The organism is Lentzea miocenica (assembly GCF_033949945.1).
GTDB classification, from domain to species: domain Bacteria; phylum Actinomycetota; class Actinomycetes; order Mycobacteriales; family Pseudonocardiaceae; genus Lentzea; species Lentzea miocenica.
Window position 1 is genome coordinate 104,086 of record NZ_JAXAVW010000032.1, and the last position, 21,154, is coordinate 125,239.

The 21,154-nt window shown below is 68.5% G+C and carries 25 protein-coding genes; 11 read left to right on the forward strand and 14 right to left on the reverse strand.

Annotated elements, in window-relative coordinates; genetic code table 11:
* Window positions 1–91 precede the first annotated feature (91 nt).
* Together SK803_RS33790 and SK803_RS33795 are read left to right on the forward strand one after the other, a co-directional pair.
* On the forward strand, window positions 92–1,222 hold the full coding sequence (locus tag SK803_RS33790; RefSeq protein ID WP_319970240.1) for a nucleotide disphospho-sugar-binding domain-containing protein: 1,131 nt from the start codon (window positions 92–94) through the stop codon (window positions 1,220–1,222).
* Window positions 1,219–2,109, forward strand: a complete 891-nt coding sequence (locus SK803_RS33795; protein WP_319970241.1) for an NAD-dependent epimerase/dehydratase family protein — start codon at window positions 1,219–1,221, stop codon at window positions 2,107–2,109. The genes SK803_RS33790 and SK803_RS33795 overlap by 4 nt, the downstream gene beginning before the upstream one ends.
* Here SK803_RS33795 and SK803_RS33800 read toward each other — a convergent pair.
* From SK803_RS33800 to SK803_RS33820, 5 genes are read right to left on the reverse strand one after another with little or no spacing between them, the layout of a single operon-like run.
* Window positions 2,052–3,269, reverse strand: coding sequence for an MFS transporter (locus SK803_RS33800; RefSeq protein ID WP_319970242.1), 1,218 nt, complete (start codon window positions 3,267–3,269; stop codon window positions 2,052–2,054). The two genes, SK803_RS33795 and SK803_RS33800, sit on opposite strands and share 58 nt — an antisense overlap.
* A 42-nt stretch (window positions 3,270–3,311) precedes the next feature.
* Window positions 3,312–3,986: a uracil-DNA glycosylase gene (locus SK803_RS33805; RefSeq protein WP_319970243.1), complete on the reverse strand. Its 675-nt coding sequence runs from the start codon at window positions 3,984–3,986 to the stop codon at window positions 3,312–3,314.
* A 20-nt stretch (window positions 3,987–4,006) separates the two neighbouring features.
* Complete coding sequence (locus tag SK803_RS33810) at window positions 4,007–4,528, reverse strand: gamma carbonic anhydrase family protein (RefSeq protein ID WP_319970244.1); 522 nt, start codon at window positions 4,526–4,528, stop codon at window positions 4,007–4,009.
* 10 nt (window positions 4,529–4,538) lie between these two features.
* Window positions 4,539–4,949, reverse strand: a complete 411-nt coding sequence (locus tag SK803_RS33815; RefSeq protein ID WP_319970245.1) for a GNAT family N-acetyltransferase — start codon at window positions 4,947–4,949, stop codon at window positions 4,539–4,541.
* Between the two features lie 55 nt (window positions 4,950–5,004).
* Window positions 5,005–5,973 carry a thiamine-phosphate kinase gene (locus SK803_RS33820; protein ID WP_319970246.1) on the reverse strand — a complete coding sequence of 323 codons (969 nt, stop codon included), beginning with the start codon at window positions 5,971–5,973 and terminating at the stop codon, window positions 5,005–5,007.
* Between the two features lie 97 nt (window positions 5,974–6,070).
* Between SK803_RS33820 and SK803_RS33825 the strand changes: the two genes are divergently transcribed.
* Both SK803_RS33825 and SK803_RS33830 read left to right on the forward strand, forming a co-directional pair.
* Window positions 6,071–6,304 (forward strand): Lrp/AsnC ligand binding domain-containing protein, encoded by a 234-nt coding sequence (locus SK803_RS33825; protein WP_090008449.1) that lies wholly within the window; start codon window positions 6,071–6,073, stop codon window positions 6,302–6,304.
* 19 nt (window positions 6,305–6,323) lie between these two features.
* Window positions 6,324–6,887: a DUF3515 domain-containing protein gene (locus SK803_RS33830; RefSeq protein ID WP_319970247.1), complete on the forward strand. Its 564-nt coding sequence runs from the start codon at window positions 6,324–6,326 to the stop codon at window positions 6,885–6,887.
* On the opposite strand, the gene SK803_RS33835 is transcribed toward SK803_RS33830, so the two are convergent.
* Genes SK803_RS33835 through SK803_RS33850 form a run of 4 tightly spaced genes read right to left on the reverse strand, consistent with a single transcriptional unit; the run spans window position 6,884 to window position 10,333 of the window.
* Window positions 6,884–7,936 carry a D-alanine--D-alanine ligase family protein gene (locus SK803_RS33835; RefSeq protein WP_319970248.1) on the reverse strand — a complete coding sequence of 351 codons (1,053 nt, stop codon included), beginning with the start codon at window positions 7,934–7,936 and terminating at the stop codon, window positions 6,884–6,886. The two genes, SK803_RS33830 and SK803_RS33835, sit on opposite strands and share 4 nt — an antisense overlap.
* 32 nt (window positions 7,937–7,968) lie before the next feature.
* Window positions 7,969–8,310, reverse strand: coding sequence for an N-acetyltransferase (locus tag SK803_RS33840; RefSeq protein ID WP_319970249.1), 342 nt, complete (start codon window positions 8,308–8,310; stop codon window positions 7,969–7,971).
* A complete protein-coding gene (gene pdxR / locus SK803_RS33845; RefSeq protein ID WP_319970250.1) occupies window positions 8,307–9,671 on the reverse strand; it encodes a MocR-like pyridoxine biosynthesis transcription factor PdxR in 1,365 nt (454 codons plus the stop codon). Before pdxR ends, SK803_RS33840 begins: the two co-directional genes overlap by 4 nt.
* Before the next feature lie 44 nt (window positions 9,672–9,715).
* The gene (locus tag SK803_RS33850; RefSeq protein WP_319970251.1) at window positions 9,716–10,333 is read right to left on the reverse strand and encodes a hypothetical protein; all 618 of its coding nucleotides are present in this window, start codon (window positions 10,331–10,333) and stop codon (window positions 9,716–9,718) included.
* Window positions 10,334–10,390: 57 nt separating this feature from the next.
* On the opposite strand from SK803_RS33850, the gene SK803_RS33855 reads away from it, so the two are divergent.
* The 3 genes from SK803_RS33855 to SK803_RS33865 all read left to right on the forward strand — a co-directional run bounded on the left by SK803_RS33855 (window position 10,391) and on the right by SK803_RS33865 (window position 12,855).
* Complete coding sequence (locus tag SK803_RS33855; protein WP_319970252.1) at window positions 10,391–11,605, forward strand: helix-turn-helix domain-containing protein; 1,215 nt, start codon at window positions 10,391–10,393, stop codon at window positions 11,603–11,605.
* Window positions 11,602–12,135, forward strand: a complete 534-nt coding sequence (locus tag SK803_RS33860) for a flavoprotein (RefSeq protein WP_319970253.1) — start codon at window positions 11,602–11,604, stop codon at window positions 12,133–12,135. The genes SK803_RS33855 and SK803_RS33860 overlap by 4 nt, the downstream gene beginning before the upstream one ends.
* Before the next feature lie 75 nt (window positions 12,136–12,210).
* Window positions 12,211–12,855 (forward strand): pyridoxamine 5'-phosphate oxidase family protein, encoded by a 645-nt coding sequence (locus SK803_RS33865; RefSeq protein WP_319970254.1) that lies wholly within the window; start codon window positions 12,211–12,213, stop codon window positions 12,853–12,855.
* Here SK803_RS33865 and SK803_RS33870 read toward each other — a convergent pair.
* The 4 genes from SK803_RS33870 to SK803_RS33885 all read right to left on the reverse strand — a co-directional run bounded on the left by SK803_RS33870 (window position 12,836) and on the right by SK803_RS33885 (window position 16,236).
* Window positions 12,836–13,294, reverse strand: a complete 459-nt coding sequence (locus SK803_RS33870; protein WP_319970255.1) for a cysteine dioxygenase — start codon at window positions 13,292–13,294, stop codon at window positions 12,836–12,838. The two genes, SK803_RS33865 and SK803_RS33870, sit on opposite strands and share 20 nt — an antisense overlap.
* Window positions 13,295–13,412: 118 nt before the next feature.
* The gene (locus SK803_RS33875; protein WP_319970256.1) at window positions 13,413–14,477 is read right to left on the reverse strand and encodes a cystathionine gamma-lyase; all 1,065 of its coding nucleotides are present in this window, start codon (window positions 14,475–14,477) and stop codon (window positions 13,413–13,415) included.
* Window positions 14,474–15,484: an NAD(P)H-dependent glycerol-3-phosphate dehydrogenase gene (locus SK803_RS33880; RefSeq protein WP_319970257.1), complete on the reverse strand. Its 1,011-nt coding sequence runs from the start codon at window positions 15,482–15,484 to the stop codon at window positions 14,474–14,476. Before SK803_RS33880 ends, SK803_RS33875 begins: the two co-directional genes overlap by 4 nt.
* 2 nt (window positions 15,485–15,486) lie before the next feature.
* Entirely contained in the window at window positions 15,487–16,236 is a 750-nt protein-coding gene (locus SK803_RS33885) for a lysophospholipid acyltransferase family protein (protein WP_406601622.1), read from the reverse strand.
* A 36-nt stretch (window positions 16,237–16,272) separates the two neighbouring features.
* Between SK803_RS33885 and cofC the strand changes: the two genes are divergently transcribed.
* The 3 genes from cofC to SK803_RS33900 all read left to right on the forward strand — a co-directional run bounded on the left by cofC (window position 16,273) and on the right by SK803_RS33900 (window position 19,243).
* Window positions 16,273–16,896 carry a 2-phospho-L-lactate guanylyltransferase gene (cofC, locus tag SK803_RS33890; protein WP_319970258.1) on the forward strand — a complete coding sequence of 208 codons (624 nt, stop codon included), beginning with the start codon at window positions 16,273–16,275 and terminating at the stop codon, window positions 16,894–16,896.
* A gap of 53 nt (window positions 16,897–16,949) precedes the next feature.
* Entirely contained in the window at window positions 16,950–17,924 is a 975-nt protein-coding gene (locus SK803_RS33895; protein ID WP_319970259.1) for a hypothetical protein, read from the forward strand.
* 137 nt (window positions 17,925–18,061) lie between these two features.
* Complete coding sequence (locus SK803_RS33900; RefSeq protein ID WP_319970260.1) at window positions 18,062–19,243, forward strand: acyltransferase family protein; 1,182 nt, start codon at window positions 18,062–18,064, stop codon at window positions 19,241–19,243.
* Here the strand turns inward: SK803_RS33900 and SK803_RS33905 are convergent.
* A complete protein-coding gene (locus SK803_RS33905) occupies window positions 19,165–20,697 on the reverse strand; it encodes an LVIVD repeat-containing protein (RefSeq protein WP_319970261.1) in 1,533 nt (510 codons plus the stop codon). The genes SK803_RS33900 and SK803_RS33905 overlap by 79 nt on opposite strands.
* A 228-nt stretch (window positions 20,698–20,925) precedes the next feature.
* Between SK803_RS33905 and SK803_RS33910 the strand changes: the two genes are divergently transcribed.
* On the forward strand, window positions 20,926–21,117 hold the full coding sequence (locus SK803_RS33910) for a hypothetical protein (RefSeq protein ID WP_319970262.1): 192 nt from the start codon (window positions 20,926–20,928) through the stop codon (window positions 21,115–21,117).
* Window positions 21,118–21,154: the final 37 nt, after the last annotated feature.

A 21,154-nucleotide genomic window follows, 5' to 3' on the forward strand; every position in this document is an offset into this window, starting at 1 on the left:
ACTTCATGGAAAAACCCAGTCAAGACGTGTAGTTGACTCGCCAATCAAGACGATGTTGAAACAATCCCGAACTTGCCCTTACGTTGGTTGAGTGCGAGTCCTGGTGACGAGTTGTCCGGGTTACGGGCACCTGTATCCACTTATTCCACTCAGCTGGGCGTTGAACAACGCCGGGCATGACGTGCTGCTCGCGCTGCCCGACCGGTTCGCGCAGGTGGGAGCTGCTACCGGGCTACCGGCCGCAGCGGTGGGCGAGGTGTCCATTCGCACTGTCTTCGCGAACTCGAATCATGCGCTTTATTCCGGGAACGTGACGGAAGCGCTGATAGAACACGTCACCGAGCATTACGTGAGAATCGCCCATTTCACGGTTGCGAACGTGGTCGAGCTGGCCGGGAGATGGCGTCCTGATGCCGTGGTTCACACGCCGTGGGAGTACGCGGGACCGATCGCCGCCGCACGACTCGGGATTCCGCTCGTCCGGCACACCTGGGGCGTCGCGCTGCCGGCCGAACTGGCCGACGCCGAGGCCGCCGCGCTCGAACCGGTGCACCGCGAGTGGGGATTCCCGGACGACCCCGCGCAGCTAGTGGACGTCTGCCCGGCGGCGCTTCAGTACCCGGACGCGCCGGAAGGCCAGCCGATGGCCTACACCGCCTACAACGGCTCAGGTGTGCTTCCGGCGTGGCTGTTCGAGCCACGCACAAGGCCGAGGATCTGCGTCACGCTCGGCAGTGTGCCCGTCCCAGGTGGCGAACACGACCGTGTGCTGCGCACCGTTCTCGCAGGACTCGAGACCATCGACGCAGACGTGTTTGTGATCACGGGCGGCGGAGCACTCGACCCCGGCATCGTGCCCGCCAACGCTCGCATCATCGACTGGTTGCCGCTCAACCAGGTGTTGCGCGTCTGCGACGCCGTGGTGCACCACGGCGGCTCGGGCACGACCATGACGTCGCTGCACGCGGGCCTGCCGCAGCTCGCGTTGCCGCAGATGTGCGACCAGCACCGCCACGCCGACCGCGCGGAAGCCGTCGGCGCCGCCGCCAAGCTCATCGGAGACGACATCACCGCGGAGTGCGTCCGCGACCACGCCGACCGGCTGCTGCACGACCCGGCAGCGCGCGTGGCCGCGGAGAAGATCCGCGACGAGATGCGGGCCATGCCGTCACCCGCCTCCGTCGTCTCCTCCCTCATCGCTCTAGTGGAGGCGCAACAGTGATCTCAGGACAAACAGTCGTGGTGACGGGCGCGGGCGGCTTCATCGGGTCGCACGTGGTGGAGACCCTGTTGGGCACCAACGCCCGTGTAGTCGCCTTGTACCGCACGGATCCACCGCCGTTCACCGCGCCGAACCTTCAGACGTTCCCGCTCGATCTGCGCGACGAGAACGAGCTGCGGGCGGTGCTCCGTTACGCGGCTCCCAACGCCGACACGGTGATCCACACGGCCGCGATGGACGGCAACGCGGCGTTCAAGCGCGACAACACCGCCCTCATCTTCGACACCAACCTCCGCATCGGGTCGAACGTGCTGAACTGCGCGCGCGACGCGGGCGTCGGAAAAGTCGTGCTGGTCAGCTCCGCCGAAGCATCAGTGGAGTCCGACAACGGTTACGCGCTCTCGAAATCCGTGGTCGAGCTGCTCGCCGAGCAGTACCGCAAGCAGTACGGCATGCGGATCTTCCTGCCGCGGCCTTCGAACGTCTACGGCCCGCGGGACAAGGTCGACCGGGTGATCCCGGCGATGATCACCCGGATCACCTCAGGCCAGGACGTCGAGATCTGGGGCGACGGCTCGCAGACGCGGTCGTTCGTGCACGTGCGCGACGTCGTGACCGCCATGCTGGAGATGGTCGCCCAAGACACCGACGACGTGCTGACCGTGGCGTCACGCGAGACCATCTCGATCCTCGAACTGGCTCGGACGTTGTGCGCGCTCCTGGACGTGCCCGAGCGGGTGCGGCTCGATCCCACCAAACCGACCGGCGCGCCTCCTCGCCCGTTCGACACCACGCGGATGTACCAGCTGGTGACACCGCGGGCACTGCGTCAAGGGCTCGGCGAAACCGTGTCCTGGTACCGGTCCACGTCACAACTGGCGGCCTGACGGCGCAGGGCGCGGTGCACGAACACCAGGCAGGCGACGCCGCTGAGCAACGCCCCGGTGCCGCCCAGCGCGAACACCGCCCGTGGCCCCATGACCAGCAACAACCCGCCTGCTGCCGCCGTTCCGAGCAGGTTCGCGCCGATCACCATCGACCCTGCCGCGGCGAACGCCCTCCCGCGCATCTCCTCAGGTGTGCGCAACCGCACGATGGCGTTCATGGTCACGTTGCCCACGCCGTTCATCACGCCACCGATCAACCAGCCGATCCCCGCCGCCACGACGAACGGGAACGTCGCCGGGATCAACACCGCGATGCCCGTGACGATGCCGGAGATCGCGAGCGCGTAGGCGACCTCCGGCACGGTCCGAAGCCGCGCCGCCAGCCGGTTGCCGAACAGCATCCCGACCATCCAGCACGCCTGCATCGCGCCCAGCACGAACTCGTCGCCGTGCAGCACGTACCGCACGAACGCGGGATCGGCCACGTTGATCACCACGACCGCGCCGGCGACCAACGCCAGCCCGATGATCGCCGCGAACAGCACGGGATCGCGCCGAACGTGCCGAATCCCCGAAAGCGCACTGGGTCGCGCCTTGTGCTCGCCAGAAGGCCTGCGTTCGGACCGGACGAACGTCAGCAGCCCGGCGTAAACGAAGAACGTGGCACCGTCGACGAGCAACGCGGCGGGGTGCCCGAAGATCCCGGCGAGCAACGCGCCACCGGTCACGCCGGCGATGTTGCCGACACTGCGTGCGGTGCCGAGCCACGCGTAACCACGTGTCGCTTCTTCTTCGCCGGCGATGTGCGGCACCAATGCGGACGTGGAGGGCATGGCGACCGCGCGGCCGCAGCCCGAGAGGAACACCAGCGCCACCACGAAGACGGGCTGGCCCATCAACGGCGCGATGGCCGCGATCGCGAGGCCCTGCCCGAGCAGCGCGATGATCAGCAGGCGGCGGTTGGGCAGCCGGTCGACGAGCAGGCCGGCCAGCGGCGCGCCGAGCACGAGCGGGAGCAGTTCGGCGACGAGGATCGCGGCGACCAGCAGCGAGGTGATCGGTGTCGCCCAGAACAACAGGACGAGCAGCGACAACGAATTGCCGAATTCGGAGACGGCGGCGCCGAACGCCAGCAGCCTCAGATCACGATTCCCCCGCATGCTTCGCGACGCTAGTGCCGCGAAGCATGCGGGCCGAATGAATTAGGGCAGCTTCCAGTCGATCGGATCCGCGCCCTGCTTCTCCAGCAGTTCGTTGGCGCGGCTGAACGGCTTCGAGCCGAAGAACCCGGCGTGCGCGGAAAGCGGCGACGGGTGCGCGGATTCGATGGCGGGCAACGGTTCCAACAAGGGGCGCAGGTTGCGGGCGTTGCGGCCCCACAAAATGGAGACAAGAGGCGCGTCGCGCGCCGCCAGCGCCTTGATCGCCTGTTCGGTGACGGCCTCCCAGCCCTTGCCCTGGTGGGAGTTCGCCTTGCCGGGCTGCACGGTGAGCGCCCTGTTGAGCAGCAGCACACCGCGCTCGGACCACGGCGTGAGGTCACCGTTGGAGGGCAACGGGTGACCGAGGTCCTCCGCGTACTCCTTGTAGATGTTCACCAGCGACTTGGGGATCGGCCGCACGTCGGGGGCCACCGAGAACGACAGGCCGACCGCGTGGCCGGGCGTCGGGTACGGGTCCTGGCCGACGATCAGCACCTTCACCTGGTGGAACGGCTGCTGGAACGCACGCAGCACGTTCTCACCCGCCGGCAGGTAGGTGCGGCCGGCGGCGACCTCCGCGCGCAGGAACTCACCCATGGCGGCGATCTGGTCAGCAACGGGGGCGAGAGCTTCAGCCCAACCGGCTTCGACAACTTCGTTGAGGGGACGAGCCACGGCTGTGAACCCTATCTCACTCAATCCAGCCGACGGAGCTTCTCCCGGTACAAAGCGATGTTCTGAACGTATTTCTCGACGATGAATGCCCAGGCCTGTTCTGGCACAACATGTCCGGCCCGCTCGCGAGCGGGAACTCCCAGCACCATCGAACGTTCGCGGACGTGGCCGTCGAACGAGACCACCGCGCCGGCGCCGACAATCGCGCCCTTTTCCACGATGGAACCGTTGAGCACCACCGAACCCGAGGCGATCAGGCAGTCGTCCGCGACCGTCGCGCCCTCGATGTGCACGTTGTGGCCGATGACGCACGACGAACCGATGTGCACCGGGTGGACCTCGGTGCAGTGGATCACCGTGCCGTCCTGGATCGACGTGCGCTCGTCGACGACGATGCGGCCGTAGTCGCCGCGCAGCACGGCCTGCGGCCACACCGACGAGAACGCGCCGATGCGCACGTCACCGATCACCGTCGCATCCGGGTGCACGTACGCGTCCGGGTGGATCTGCGGCGTGTAGTCCCCCAACGCATAAATGGCCATGCGCCCGAACCTACAACGACTTCCCGAAGCAGCGGCTCTCCGGGTGGTCCCGGTACACGCCGAAGTTGTCGATCTGCTCGTAACCGCTGGAGGTGTACAGGCTGATCGCCTCCGGCTGGCGGAGACCGGTTTCCAGCACCATCCGCTCCAGGCCCGCCTCGCGCGCGGTCGTCTCCAGGTGGGCGAGGACCAACCGGGACAGGCCCTTGCCGCGCACGGAGTCGACGACGTACATCCGCTTGATCTCGGCGGCGCCCTCGAGTTCGGGGCTGATGCGCCAGCCACCGCACGCGACGGGCACGCCGTCGAGGTAGCCGATCACGAAGTAGCCGAGCGGTGCGGCGAACTGCGCCGGGTCGACCGGCGTGACGTCGACATCGCCGTAGCGGTCGACGTAGACCTGTTGCAGGTCGGCGATCATCTTGACCGAGTCTGGATGGTCATACGTCCGCGTGCATAGTTCCACATCGACCAGTTTACGCGCGCCAGTGCTCCCAGCCAGGAGGTTTTTCATAAACCCTGCCGTCGACCGTCACACCCTGGCCCGCGCGGACCGTGCCGATGGTCGTCCAGTTCTCCGGAACCGACTTGGGGCCCGGGAACGTCGCCGCGAGCGCGTGATCCTCGCCTCCGGTCAGCGCCCAGTGCCGCGCGTCACCGCCGAGCGCCGACGCGACGTCGAGCAGACGCTGGTGCAGCGGCAGGAGTTCGGTGCGGATGTCGATCGCCACGCCGCTGGAGTCCGCGATGTGGCTGAGGTCCTGCAGCAGTCCGTCCGAGACGTCGATCATCGAAGTGGCGCCGGCCTCCGCGGCCCTGGGGCCCTCCTCGTACGGCGGCTCCGGCGTGCGCTGGGCGTTCACGATGCCCACCGGGGAACGGAAACCGCGCCCCAGCACGGCCAGTCCCGCGGCCGCCCAGCCGAGTCTTCCGGCCACCGCCACGACGTCCCCGACGAGCGCCCCTGACCTCGTGATCGGCTCGAGCCCGTTCATGTCGCCCATGGCCGTGATCGAGATCACCAGCGTGGCGGAGCTGACCATGTCGCCGCCGACGATGCCCGCGCCGGCCGTCGCCGCCTCCTGCCAGAGTCCCGACATGATCCCCTGCACCGTCGCCGCGGGAGTGTCCGGCGGGCACGCGATCCCGACGAGCAGACCGGACGGCAACGCTCCCATCGCGACGATGTCCGCGAGGTTCACGGCCGCCGCTTTTCGGCCCACCTGCTCGGGACTGGACCAGTCGAGTCTGAAGTGGACACCTTCGACCAGCACGTCCATGGAGGCCACGACCCTGCCGTCCGGAACGGCGACCACGGCCGCGTCGTCACCGGGACCGAGGATGGTCGTCTCGGGTTGCGCCCGACCGGTCGTCACCCGGTGGATGAGATTGAACTCACCCACATCGGCGACCGTCTCCGCGTCGCGCGGCGGCTCCGGACGCAAAGTTGCCTCCCAATCTGAGCATTCGGAACCCCAACTGGGGTACGTTGCGTGACACGTTCCTACCTCGACCCAACCTGTCGCGACGAAGGGGCACGCCGTGGTGCATGCATACATCCTCATCCAGACCGAGGTCGGCAAGGCCGCCGCAGTCGCCTCCGAGATCTCCGGAATCACCGGCGTAGCAACCGCAGAAGACGTCACCGGTCCTTACGACGTCATCGTGCGCGCCGAGGCGGAGACCGTCGACCAGCTCGGCCAGCTCGTGGTCGCGCGGATCCAGAACGTCGAGGGAATCACCCGGACGTTGACCTGCCCGGTGGTCCATCTCTGACCCGTGTTGTCATAACTGGGTGACTCAGCAGGAATCCACGTCGGCGCTGTCCCGGCCGCTGCTCGCGGCGGTCGGGCTCGCCGTGCTGCTCGCCATCGGTGTCGCCACGCTCGGTCTAGTGCTGGGCACGGGAAACCAGACGCAGGACGTACCCGGTCGCACGGGTCCCCTCGCGCTGGTCTCGATCGACGCACCGGACGCGGGCTCACCGACGTGCGTGTCCCTCGTCGAGAAGCTGCCGGTGGGGCTGCCGTCCGGGAAGGACATGCTGCCGCGCCGGGAGCTCGCCTCGCCCGCGCCGCCCGCCGCCGTCGCGTGGGGTGACGCCGAACACGATCCGGTGGTTCTGCGGTGCGGGATGCCGAGGCCGTCCGAGCTGTCGGCGACCTCGCAACTGCGGGTGATCTCCGACGTGCAGTGGTTGCAGCTGCCCGGTTCCGGCAGCTCGACGTGGGTGATCGTGGACCGCGACGCGTACGTGGCGCTGACGGTGCCCGACGACGCGGGCACCGGACCGTTGCAGGACATCTCGACGACGGTGCGCGACCTGCTGCCGAAGCAGCCGGTCAAGACCGCGCCCTAACGAAGGCCTGAACCGCGCGCGATCGCCGTCTCGATCAACGTGGTCAGCAGGGTCGGGAAATCGATGCCGGTCGCCTCCCACGCCTTGGGGTACATGGAGATCGGCGTGAAACCGGGCATGGTGTTGAGCTCGTTGACGATGAGCTCGTTCCGCTCGGTGAGGAAGAAGTCCACCCTGGACAGACCCTGGCAGTCGAGCGCCTTGAACGCGACGACGGCCATCTCGCGCAGCTGCGCGGTGATGTCGTCGTCGAGCTTCGCGGGGATGTCGGCCTCGTAGGAGTCGTTGACGTACTTGGCCTCGAAGTCGTACCAGTCGGCGCCCGTGCCGACCGGACGCAGTTCGGCGGGCAGCGAGGCCTCGACGCGACCGTCCGGGAACTCCAGCACCGCGAGTTCGATCTCGCGGACGTTGGGCACGGCGGCCTCGATGATGACCTTCGGGTCGTGCTGGCGCGCCTCGAAGATCGCGGCGTCCAGGTCCGCCCAGTCGCTCACCTTGGAGATGCCGACCGACGACCCGGCGCGGGACGGCTTCACGAACACCGGCAGGCCGAGGTGCTCGCGCTCGTCGAGGGTCAGCGTGGTGGCGGCCCGGTCCAGCGCGACGAACTTGCCGACCGGCAGTCCTTCGGCCTCGAGGATCTTCTTGGCGAAGACCTTGTCCATGGCGGCGGCACTCGCGAACACGCCCGGCCCGACGTACGGGAGACCACCGAGTTCGAGCAGACCCTGGATCGTGCCGTCCTCGCCCCACGCGCCGTGCAGCAGCGGGAAGACGACGTCCACGTCCTGGAGCGCGACGCCCGGCTCGACCGGGGTGATGTCGGTCTTGTTGCGCAGCGTGGGGAGGTTGCCCGCGCCTGATTCCAGCGCGTTCGGGTCCGTGCCGAGCGCCCACTGCCCCTGCGGCGTGATGCCGACCGGCACCACCTCGAAGCGGTCCGCGTCCAGGTAGGGCAGGACGCTCTTGGCGGACTGGCAGGAGACCTCGTGCTCGGAACTGCGGCCGCCGAAGACCACGGCCACCCTCGTCTTGCGCTGCGTCATGCGGGCGACCCTACCCGTTTGGGCGATTGTGCCTACCCGCCAGTTCGAGGTCGCGGCACGTAGCGGATCTCCGGAAACGGCCAGTCGTCGGCAAGCCAGGCGGAAACCACGTCGTAGAGCGGCTTGTCCAGGTCAGCGCGGTCGGCACGCACCCAGGAGTGCACGCTCGCCACGGCGTGATCGTCGCGCGCCGGGTAGATGTAGACGCACCCGATCACCTCGTCCGCCGCGAGCACCGAACAGGTGAACCCGGCCCGCCGGTCGAAGTCGTCGGCGTGCCTGCGCAGGTCGGCCAGGTTGCCGAGAGGCTCCAGGCGGAACGACTCGGTGGTGAGCTCGCGCGGGACCTCGAAGTCGTCGGGTACGAATGTCATGACGTCAGCAGTTCTGTGAGGACGGGCAGGGCGTTGACCAACTGTTCTCTCGAGCACGCGCTGTACCCGATGACGAGCCCGTGCAGCTTGGCCCGGTTCACGTAGTGCCGCGCCAGCCCGTCGACCCGCAGGCCGCGTTCGAGAGCCAGCCTCATGAGCTCGCGCTCCTGTTCCGCGCTGGGCAGCAACACGACGACGTGCGCGCCCGCGTCGTCGCCGAGCACCTTGATGCCGGCGTCGGCGAACGTGTCGATGATGAGCGCACGCCGTTCGGACAGCTCGCGCCGCAGCTTGCGCAGGTGCCGGCCGAGATCGCCCATGCGGGCCAGCTCGACGACGACCCGCTGTCCCGCGGCCGCCGGGCTGGTGCCGGTCAGGTCCCGGTGTTCGAGCACGGCCGTGGCGATGTGCTCGGGGGCGACCATCCAGCCCGCGCCCAGCGTCGGGGTGAGGATCTTGCTCGTGGTGCCGAGGTGGACCACGACGTCCGGGGCCAGCGCGGCCAGCGACGGCAGCGGTGCCACGTCATATCGGAGCTCGCCGTCGTAGTCGTCCTCGATGACCAGCCAGCCGTCTCTTCTCGCGCGCTCGACCAGCGCGACCCTGCGCCCGGCCGACATGCGCCCGCCGAGCGGGTACTGGTGGGCGGGCGAGCAGTAGACGGCCTTCACTCCGGCCGGCACGGCGTCCGGGAGCAGCCCTTCCGCGTCGACGGCCGCCTGCACGACCTTGAGGCCGGCGGCGCGGAAGACACCCACCGCACGCTGGTAGCCGGGCTCCTCGACGGCCACGGCGTCGCCGCGCTTGAGCACCGCGACCGCGATCTCGGTCAGCACGGCCGTGGTGCCGCCGGTCGCCAGGACGGGGTCGGCGTTGACGGCCAGCCCGCGGTGGCGCAGCAGGTGTTCGGCGATGGCCTCGCGGTAGTCGGGCAGCCCGGCGCGTTCGGGACGGAACAACGGCGGCGTGTCGGCCGCCGCCCGCCACGCCCTCCGCCAGGCCGCGCGGTCGAGGCCGCTCGCCCACGGCGCGCCGGTGCCCAGGTCGACGAAGTCGGTGATGGCGGGCACGACGGGCTTGCGCGAACGTTTGCGCAACGGGCCGGGCGGCGTCGTCGTGACGTAGGTGCCAGAACCGTGGCGGCCCGCGATCCAGCCTTCCGCGTGGAGTTGTTCGTAGGCGGCGGCGGTGACCGTGCGGGAGACTTGAAGGCTCTCGGCCAACGCCCGTGTGGACGGAAGACGGTCGCCCGCGCGCAGCCTGCCCTCGGAGGCGGCGGAGCGGAGGGCGTCGGCCAGCTGGACGGCGAGTGGTTCCGGCGACTCGCGGTCGAGTGCGACGGGGAGCGCGGTCTCAGCCACGGTTCCGAGCTTGCCAGGCGGATGGGCTGCACGCAGACGCGGGGTTACGCCACCGCGCCGGCAAGCTCCTCGAACTCGACCAGAGTGCAACCGCGCAGTTCGCGAACCAACGCCGAAGCCTGGACCCATCGAACAGCTGGATCTTCGTACGCCATGTTCACGACGCTGACCGGCGCTGGTGCCCAGACACCTGGCCGGTGGAGCAGACCTCGCACCCCGGCGATCGGGAAGTCGCGGACGCTGACGGCGACAGCGCCCTTCCGAAGCGCAGGACAGTGCCGCAACGAGACCGCCACGCATGACGCACACACAGGCGGTTCCACCGACGCCATGCCCTCCGGCCATCCAGGCCAGTCGTCGCGATGGTCCCGGTGCAGCCACAGGACGCCGTCGCCGGTCCGGCTCGCGGGGCCACCGCAGACCTGACAAAGCAGCAGCTCCATCGCTCGTCGCTGGCGCAGCGGGTGCGCCCTTCCGAACTCGGGCCGACCCGATCCCTGACGCTGCGGTGTCTGCTGCCACAGCACTCCGTTGAGGTCACGGTCCGTCTGGAGTTCAGTGGCGTAGCCGATGCCGCGGCGCTGCACGATCCGGTTCGGAAGGTCCTGCTCCGCGGTCCAGGCGGTGATGTACGGCGAGATCACGGCTCTGAAGCTAGGCACGATTCCGAGTGAGAGCTTGGACAGAATGTGTGAGGTTCAGGTCGCTATGGTCGAAACATGGAGGAAAGCGCCGAACGCATCGGCGCCCGCGTCCGCTATTGGCGCGAGCGGCGCAAGCTGCCTCGCCGGCAGTTCGCCGACATGGTCGGGCGTTCGGTGTCGTGGCTGGACAAGATCGAGTCCGGCGAACGCGAACTCGCGCGGTTGCCGGTCATCGAACGAGTGGCAGACGCACTGAGCATCGACCCGGCCGTGCTCACCGACAACAACCGGGACCAACGCACACGGCAGTGCGTCGACGCGAGCGAAGTCCTGGCCATTCGCGCCGCGCTCGCCACGTATCCAGGTCTCTCACCTGATGCCCACGTGACCATCGACCTGGCCCGACTCACCCGCCAAGCGTCCTACTTGGACCATGCATGGGCCATGTCGCGCTTCACCGTCGTGGCACGGAACCTGCCGTCGCTCATGGCCGATGCCTACGTCGCGACCCAAGCGGCCTCGGACGCGGGTCTGGTGGCGACTCGGCGAATCCTCGTGACCGCCAACCGCCTGGCGTCATCGATGCTGCTCAAGTTCGAGTCGAACGACTTGGCCTGGCTGGCCGCCGACCGGGCGATGCACACAGCGATGGGGATCGACGACACGTGGTCGCTGGCACGCGCGACTCGCAGTGTGGCGCGCGCCATGACGAGCATCCACCAGCATCCGCAGGCCATCGTCACCCTGGTCGCGATGGCAGACCGGATGCGCGGGGAGGTGCGCGCCAACCCAGCCGAACTCCTGGCGCTGCAGGGCATGCTCTACCTGGCCGCGTCGATCACGGCAGCCGGTCAGGAGGACCGCGCGCTCGCGGACGGCATGCACGAAGCGGCGATCGACGCGGCCCAGCGGTTCGAGCCGCACCACGACGACCACCACACGTGCTTCGGCGTGGCCAACACCCTGATCCACCGCGTCTCGGCGCTCGTCCGGCTGCACGAATGCGGCCAGGCACTCGAATTCGCGAAGACCATCAGCCCCTGGGCCGTGGCGACGCTCTCGGTGGAACGCCAGTCCAACTACCTGCTCGACCTCACCAAAGCCCACATCAGCGTCGGCAACTACCGCCAGGCCGCACGGATGCTGGGCAAAGCCGAACAAACAGCACCGGAAGAGGTCCGATGCCGCCCGCTGGCGCACGGTCTGCTTCGGTCGTTGCTGAACACCACCACTGGTGAACCGGCACGGCTGGTGCGTCAGATGGCCGGACGCGCGGGAGTTGAAGCGTGAGTGCACCTGTTCTGCACCTGATGATCTGCGGTGCCGGCCCAGCTGGCCACATCGACCGCATGGTGAAGCTCGCGCAGGCGGACGGCTGGGACGTGTGGTGCGTGGCCACGCCGGCAGCAGTCGACCACTTCCTCGACCTCGCGGCGCTGGAAGACCTGAGCGGCCACCCGGTGCGCACCGGTCATCAGCGCGCTGGACAGCCGGGGTTGCCCAAAGCCACCGCCGTTGTGGTCGCACCCGCCACCTACAACACGATCAACAAGTGGGCGGCTGGGATCGCCGACACCTACGTGCTGACCCAACTCGCGGAGCTGACCGGGCTCGGCCTGCCGATCGCCGTGCTGCCGTTCGTGAACACCGCGCTCGCGAACAACCGCCCGTTCCTGCGCAGTGTGGAAGAGCTGCGTGCGTCCGGGGTGACGGTGCTGTTCGGTGAAGGTGGTTTCGAGCCTCATCCGCCGCGGACCGGTGGTCAAGCAATGGACTCGTACCCGTGGCAGTCGGCGTTGGACGCGGTCCGCCGTGCCTGACCAGCCAAAGTGGCCTTCTCAAATCGACGGATACTGGCGCTTCAATGATGCCACTTCTGGCGGCACAGTAGGAGCATGACCGCTGAAACGCAGCTCTCCCCCACCCCGCGCAGCACCGTCGTCCGCGGCAAGAAGCGAGCCGTCGAAGACCGCCAGGTGCTCTACGACATCCTCGACGCGGGCCTGGTCTGCCATCTCGCCGTGGAGGTCGACGGGGCACCGTTCCTCATCCCCACCGCGTACGGGCGGGACGGCAACCGCATCTTCCTGCACGGGTCGACGGGCTCACGGTCCATCAGGAGCATGCTGGAAGGCAAGCAGGTTTGCGTGGCGGTCACGCTCGTGGACGGCGTCGTCTACTCGCGGTCGGTGTTCCACCACTCGATGAACTACCGGTCGGCGATCATCCACGGCACGGCCGAGATCGCCGAGGACGCCGAGCACGCGCTGCGCACGATCGTCGAGCACGTCACGCCCGGCAGCTGGGACTACGCGCGCCGGCCGTCCAAGAAGGAGCTCGCGCAGACCGCCGCGCTGGAGATCGACCTCACCGAGGCGAGCGTCAAGGTGCGGGACGGCGGGCCTGGCGAGGAGCCGGCGGACCTCGAAGCCAACCTGGTGTGGGCCGGGCACATGCCGCTCGTCCAGTCGTGGGGTGCGCCGGTGCCGCACGAGACGGACAAGGCCATCCCGCCGCACGTCAGCGCACGGGGCCGTTGACCGGGTCGTAGTGGTAGGGGGTCATGGCGCGTGTGCCGTGGCGGTACACGTGGAGCGACACGGCTGGATCGACGCCGTCGTTGCGCACCTGGTGCACGTAGCCGGGCCCCCACACGCGCGACTGACCGGCGTGAAGTGAGTGCACGACCTGGATGCGCGTGGTCACCACCTCGGTCAGAAGGCCGCTCACGACCGTGAACGCGCCGGAGGTGGTGTCGTGGTCGTGCAGCGACGCGGTCTGACCGGGGAGCCAGCTCATCAGCCAGATCTCCTGGTCGTCGGTCTTGTCGACCAACGCCGAGAAGCGCTCTTCCGGGTCGTACCGGAGCAGGTGCTTCCAGCGGTCGCGGTCGGCCGCCCACGCCAAAGCCACCCGGACGGGGTGCAGGAGCGCGGTGTTTTCAGGCAGAACGGTGCTGTTCTCGGGAACGGCGAACATCGGAGAAACAGTCCTAACCATGGCGAATGCGCGAAAAAGAGGACGCGGGACTATCGCCAGGTACAACACAGAGCAGTGAAGGACATGCGGGAGAGGGTCCCGGAACCGGGACCCTCCGTCAATCCAGTCCCAAGGCGTGGGACACGTCCGCGACCAGGTCCCGGGTGTCCTCACAGCCGGCCGAGAAACGCACCAGGCCCTCGGGCACCGGGTCGCCGAACTGCGCCCGCCGGTCGGCCGTGGAGTGCAGGCCGCCGAACGACGTCGCCGCCGACACCAGCTTCGAGCGCGACAGGAACTTCTCCACCGCCGCGACCGATTCCAGCTCGAACGTCAGCACGCCGTTGAACCGCCGCATCTGCTGCGCCGCCACCAGGTACGCGGGGTCTTCCGGCGCGCCGGGCCAGCGCAGCCCGTCGACCCGGCCCTTCAGCAGCGCGTGTATCGCCGCCGCGTTCTCCGCCTGCCGCGCGAGTCGCAGGTCCAAGGTTCCCAGGCCGCGCAACGCGAGCCACGTCTCGAACGGCCCGGGGATCGCGCCGTTCAACGTCCGCGAGTCGCGCACCCGAGCGGCCAGCTCGGGAGAAGCCACCGTCACGTGTCCGAAAAGGACATCGCTGTGGCCGGCGACGGCCTTGGTGTCGGACGCGACCACGATGTCCGCGCCGAGCTCCAGCGGCCGCTGCCCCAACGGCGTCGCGGTCGTGTTGTCCACGGCCAGCAACGCGCCCGCGGCATGCACCTGAGCGGCGAGGTCCGCGATGTCGCACACGTCCAGGCCGGGGTTCGACGGCGTCTCCAGCAGGACCAGCTTCACCCCGTCGAAGGACGGATACGGTCCGCTCGTGGGCACCTCGACCACGTTCACGTCCATTTCGGACACGAACTTGCGGGTCAGGAAGTAGCCGTCCGACGGCACCACCAGAGTGTCCCCAGTGGACAGCACGACCCGCAGCAACGTGGAGATCGCCGCCATCCCGGACGGGAAGACGACGCACTCGCCGCCCTCGAGCGAACCCAGCGCGGCCTCCAGCGACCGCCAGGTCGGGTTGCCCGCACGGCCGTAGTAGTCCTGCCCGCCCAAGTGGAACGCCGACGCGAACACCGGCTGTGCGCCGAACGGCTCGCCCGGCGCACCCGAAACCGCGTGCACGACCCGCGTGCCGTCACCCAGCTCGGTCACTGGCGCTCGTGCTTCCGGTCGCGGCCCAGCAGCGCGGCACCGAGGTCGCGCACGCTCAGCCCGTCGTGGCAGACCTGGTGGACACCTTCGGTGATCGGCATGTCGACGCCGTGCGCGGCCGCGAGCTCGCGGATCGACGAGCAGGACTTCACGCCCTCGGCGACCTGCCCGTGCGCGGCTTCCTGGGCCTGCGCGAGCGTCTCGCCCTTGCCGAGCCGTTCGCCGAAGGACCGGTTGCGCGACAACGGCGACGCGCAGGTCGCCACGAGGTCGCCGAGCCCGGCCAGGCCAGCGAACGTCAGCGGGTCCGCACCCAGGGCCGCGCCGAGACGAGCGGTCTCGGCCAGGCCGCGGGTGATGATCGACGCCATCGTGTTGTCGCCGTAGCCCATGCCGGCCGCCATGCCGCACGCCAGCGCGATGACGTTCTTGCACGCCCCGCCCAGCTCGCAGCCGACCACGTCGGTGTTGGTGTACGGGCGGAAGTACGAGTTCGAGCACGCGTGCTGCAGGTCGACCGCGCGGTCGTGGTCCGTGCACGCGATGACGGTCGCGGTCGGCTGCCCGACGGCGATCTCCTTGGCCAGGTTCGGCCCGGACACCACGGCCACCTGCGACTCGTCGACGCCGGCGACCTCGCGGATCACCTCGCTCATCCGCTTCAGGGTGCCGAGCTCGACACCCTTGGACAGCGACACCAGGGTCGCGTCCGGCGGCAGCAGTTCCTTCCACGCCGACAGGTTCACCCGCAACGTCTGCGACGGCACCGCCAGCACCACCGCGTCCGCCCCGTCCAGCGCCTTCGCCGGGTCGGAGGTGGCCGCCAGGTTGCCGGGCAACGAGATGCCTGGCAGGTAGCCGGCGTTCACGCGGGTCTCGGTGATCTCCGATGCGACGTCCTGACGCCGCGCCCACAGCACGACCTCGGGACCCGAGTCCGCGATGACCTTCGCGAACGTCGTGCCCCACGAACCGGCGCCGAGCACCGCAACACGTTCGATCGCCATGGTCAGGCCTTCCTCGGTCCGTAGAAGCCTTCGGGCGCCGGCTGCTGGCGGACCTCGGCGAGCTGGGCCTTCACGTGGTTCATCAGCAGGTCGGTGACCTCGCGCAGCAACGGAAGGCTCTCCTCCTTGCCGCGGTAGGCGGACAGATCGATCGGCTCGCCGACGGAATGCGTGATCGTCTTGCGGGGGAACGGCCGGAACTTCTTCTGGTAGTGGTTGTAAAGATCGAGGGTGCCCCAGCGGGCGACCGGGATGACCGGGCCGTCGTGCTGCAGCGCGAGCCGTGCCACGCCGGTGCGGGAGTTCGCGGGCCAGCCGTCCGGGTCCTTGGTGATGGTGCCCTCCGGGTAGATCACCACGACCTGACCGGTCTCCAGCGCCTCGTGCGCCGCCCGCAGACTCTGCTGCGCGTCCGAGGTGCCCCGGTAGACCGGGATCTGCTTCGCGCCCTTCAGGATCGAACCCATGATCGGCACGTTCCACAGGCTGTGCTTGGCGAGGAAGTGCGGCACCCGGTCGCTGCGGTGCACGAACACGGCGTCGTAGCACGGGTCGAGGTGCGAGATGTGGTTCATCACCAGCAGCGCCGATCCCTCGCGCGGGATGCGGTCGCCGTGCAGGATCCGGTGCCTGCCCAGCACGAACGACATGGGATAGACGATCGCCGCGGCGACCCCGACCCAGAAGCCGCCCTTCTCCTTGGCCACGTGGACCCTCTCCTCACTCCCGGACCTGCACGAACCTGCGCCCATGAGCACAGTAGTCGCCAGATCGTGGACTATGACGAGGTGCGAGACGAAGTCGACCTCGTGGTCCCGGTCAAGACGCTCGGCAGGGCGAAGACCAGGCTGACCAGCGCCACCGGCGGAGATCCGGTGTCACACGCGGCGCTGGCGCTCGCGCTCGCCATGGACACGGTGAGCGCCGCTCTCGCCACGCCCGGCGTCCGCCGCGTGGTGACGATCACATCGGACCCGGCGGTGGCGTCCGAAATGGCCGCATTGGGTGTCGAGTCGCTGCCGGAGCCCGCCGAGCCCGGACTCAACGAGGCGTTGCGGCACGGCGCCCGCACGTTGGGGTCGGGGCGCATCGGCGCGCTCCAGGCCGACCTGCCCGCGCTGCGGTCGGCAGAACTCCAGGCCGCGCTCGAAGCGGCCGGCGGACGGCGCGCGTTCGTCCCGGACCGACAGGGCACCGGCACGACGTTGTTGCTCGCGGCTCCCGGCGGTGCGCTGGATCCGCGGTTCGGCGTCGGATCGGCCGGGCATCACCGGATTTCCGGTGCCGTCGCGCTGCTCGGACCGTGGCCGTCGCTGCGCTGTGACGTGGACACGGAAGAAGATCTGCGCCTCGCTCTCACGCTCGGTCTCGGCGTGCACACCGCGAACGCTTTGCCCGCCTGGACAACCTGAGCAGTCGTCACGCGTCTTCCGGGTCACCGGGGTGATCACGACTTGGGAGACTGATGCGAGCGCTCATCGCGCTGGCGGCTGTCACGGCCATCGCCGGCTGTGTCGCCGTTGTACCGATCGACCGACCTTCCGACTACACGACACCGAGCAAGCTCACGTCGTGCCGCGTCGACCTGCCCCAGGACTGGAAGGACCGGCTGTCGCGCGACAGAACAGAAGCAGGCTCGCACGAACAGGTCACGGTCGTCGGCGCCAACGAGAACGGCGACGCGACGCTGGTGAAGACCACGCGCAACCGGACCACCGAACTCGTGCTGCGTGACAGCAAGAAGCGCCAGCAGGTGATGGCGGTGCAGAACGACGCGCAGCTCTTCGGTGTCGAGTTCGACGGTCGCTGGGTGACCTTCTCCACCAGCCCGAGCCCTGCCGACCGCACCACGACCACCTACGCGTGGGACGCCCGCGACGACGGCGCGCCCGTGCGGATCGGCGGCGCCGGTGCCGTGGTGCACAACGGCAAAGCCGCCTGGTCGGACAGCAAGGGCGTGCACGTCTACGACCTCGCCAAGAAGAAGGACAAGGTCGTGGGCCGGGGTTCGTCCCCTGCCTTCCTCGGTGACGCGGTCATCTGGCTGCAGGACGGGAAGTTCCGCGCGGTCGACGCGTTGCCCGAGCAGCTGACGAACGCCAAGCCCGGTGAGAGCGTGGCGTCGGACGGCCGCACGGTCGTGTGGACGCAGGATGATGCCTTGCACGGCTGGCGTGAGGGCTGGGCCGAACCGCGCGAGCTCGCCGGGATCAAGTCCGCGGCCAGGACGGAAGGCATCGTGTTCCCGCGGGTCAGCGGCGACTTCGTGTCCTGGCAGTCCGAGTCCTCGTACGTCACGGACATGCGCAGCGGCGCGACCATGCACACGACCGAAGGTGCCTACTGGCTCGAAGTGCACGGCGGAGCGCTGACGCAGCAGGGATGGCGGGTGGCCTCGTCCGCGCCGCTGTCTTCACTTTCGCCGCTCCCCACCTGTTAACGCCGTGACGAACAACACGAAAAGGTTGTTCCGAGCAACGTAACGGGAAACCCCAGCACCTTTACATCCGTATCCCCTCATGACGACGTATCCCCCGACGTCGTTTTCCCCGACGCGCTGCCCCGAGGTGTACCTGCATGAAGTTGTTGACGCACGCCGACTACCTGGCGTTGCGCCGCTTTCCCGCTCTTGACGGCCTTCGGGCCATTGCCGCGGTGCTGGTGGTGTTCTTCCACTACGGGGGCCCGGATTGGCTGCAGGGCTGGGCGGGTGTCCAGATGTTCTTCGTCCTCAGCGGATTCCTGATCACCACGCTGATGCTGCGCGAGGAACGTCGCACCGGCGAGATCTCGCTCAAGGAGTTCTACCTGCGGCGGGCGTTCCGGATTCTGCCCGTCTACTTCGTGCTCCTGCTGGTCACCGCGGTCGGCTCGGCGCTGTACGGCACGTTCGTCAGCAACGGGATCGGGCCCGCGCTCAAGTACTTCCTGACGTTCACCAACGAGTTCGCCGGCGCCAGCCCGTACGGACAGTCCTGGTCGCTGGGCATCGAGCAGAAGTTCTACCTGGTCTGGCCCCTGGTGGCGATCGCGCTGGGCACCGTCGTGCTCAGGCGCCGCGCCGGTGCCGCCGCCCTCGGCATGCTGCTCGCGCTCGTGATCGTCAACTTCACCAGCTCGCACAGCAACCCCGGCTGGCCGTTGCACTACTTCTCGATCCTGACCGGCGTCCTGGTCGCCATCGCGTTGCACAGCCCGCGCGCATTCGCGCTGTTGCGGCCGCTCACGAGTCCGGTCGCGCAGGTGATCGTCTCGATTGGATTCATCGCGGTCCACCTGAGCGTGAAGCCGATCGCCGGATTCCTCGACGGGACCAACGGAATTCCTGGTCACGTGCTGGTCGTCCCGGTGTACGCGGTCGCGACGGCAGTGCTGCTCACCGCTCTGATCGCGCCTGGACCGGCCACGACTTTCCTGTCCACGAAGCCGATGCAGTTCGTCGGTGAGCGCTCGTACTCGCTTTACCTGGTGCAGACGATCGCCGCGACGATCATCTGGTTCTTCTGGCCCGCGATGTCGGGTCTCGGACAATCCGCAGTGGTCACAGCGCTGGGATTGGCGCTGGCGAGTGTTCTCTACGTGACCGTGGAGATCCCGATGATCAACCTCGGCCGACGCGTGATCACCCGCCAGCGCGCTCAGGCCGCCGTCAAGGCGGGCGTGGCCCAGCAGAAGGTGGCTCAGCAGGGTGCGCCGCAGGCTCCCACGCCGCAGTCCGAGTCGTCGCGGCTCGCGACCATCGGGCAGGCCCAGCCGTAGAACGGGTTCGGGGCGAGCGGCACGGGTTCCCGGTCGCTCTCCCTGGCCAGTTCCTTCGCGTAGTGCGCGGTGAGCGTCACGGGCGTACCGCTCGCCTGCGCGTCGTAAGCGCCCTTCTCCAGCTGGAGGATCTCGACGCCGCGCGAGATGTCGGCGACGAAGACGGTGTTGCGGTGCCAGTACGGCGCCCACGAGGTCGCGGTGTCCGGTCGCCAGTAGCCGATCTGGATCGGCTTGGCCGGGTTCGAGATGTCCAGGAACCGGGTTCCCTGGTTGTACCAGGAGTAGGCCACGATCCTCTTTTGCACGTCGAAGTAGTGCGCGGAGCACGTGACGTTGCCGGGGATCGTGCCCTCCTGGTCGTCCGGGCTCCAGATTCCGACCGTCCTCATCTCCTTGGGCGTCTCGCCCCAGCCCTCACCGTTGTGCGTGCCCTGCAGTGAGGAGATGACGAACCGGCCCTCGGTCTTGCAGGTGGGCGAACCGAACGCCTCCTCGGTGTGCAGCAGCAGCGAGCCCGGCGGGTTCTCCCGCGTGGGACGCGGTCCGTCGTCGAGCGTGCGGCCGATCGGGCGGAACGAGTTGTGCGTGAACGAGGTCGGCATGTCCGCCTTCGGCACGGTGCCGCCCGCGTACGGGACCGGGTCCCACGCCTTCGCCTCGCGGTACTTGCCGCTCAACGGGTCGCGGTGCCAGCCCTGCGTGTAGTAGCCGCGGGTGCCGTCGTCGCCGGCGACCCACGCGACGCCCTGGGCGTCGACCTGGACGTCGTGCGTGATCTTGCCTTCGCCCGCTTTGCCGCGGATGTCGACCGAGACCGGGAGTTCCTTCGGCGTCTTCGGATCGCGGATGTCGGTGACGAAGATCCGCCCGGTCTTGGCGTCCGACCTGTCCAGTCCGGCCGTCCACAGGTAGGAACAGTCGTTGATGCAGGTGCTGGTGTGGCCGGTGTTCTGCCGGTGGAAGCTCAGTATCTTGAGATCGCTCGGGTCCACAGCGGACACGATGTAGTTGCCGGTCGGCCGGTCACCCGGCAGGGCGCGCCCGAACGAGTTGACCTCACGCGCCAGGAAGGCGAGCTTGCGCTTGGGGTCGACGTTGATGTCCTCGTTCTCCCAGAAGCGCTTCGTCGGGTCGTCGCCCGGCAGCGCCATCTCCTCCTTGGTGAGGTGGTCGAGGAGCTTCGGCTGGTCCAGATCGGTGACGTCGAACGTCTTCAGCCCGGTCTCCATGCTCACGAACGCCACGTCGCGAGGCCCGTACTGGGCGAACGCGATCGAGATGGCCCGTTCGGTGCCGGGAAGTGAGGCCTTCAGGCGGACGTTCTTGGCCGCCGCCTGCAGTCGTGGTTTGTCCACCTCGGGAGTCCTGGGCTCGGCCGCCGCCGCCGATGCCAGTCCTGCCGTGGTGAAGGCCAACAGGGTCGCCGCAGTGATCGTGGCAATAACCTTCATGGATCGACCCTGGCAGCGCGCCGATCGAGACGGTTAGGTCCGAACGTCTAGTGCTGTGCCCGCTAACCCTCGCCGTCCGCATTCGACGCGCAGACGGGTGCATCGCGTCACCGACCCCCGCCCCTCATATCGGGCATATAGGGGGCGGGGGTCGGTGACGCGAGGTGCCCTGCTGAGCGCCGGATGCGGACGGCGAGGATTGCGGGCACAGCACTAAGCTTCTGCTTCGTGCAGGCGACGGTGTCCACGTTCAACAGCGACGGTTCCGCGACCGTCCTCCGAGATGACGGCGTTCTGCTCGATGTGAGCGCGACCGCGGTCACGGCGGGTGGCTGGCGGATGCTGCGTCCGGGTCAGCGGGTGACCCTCGAACGTAATCCTGACGGGGTCATCACCGCCGTGCGCATGCCTGTTCTGTGACGAGGAGTTCACCAGACGGATGTCCTGCTTGGGGGCG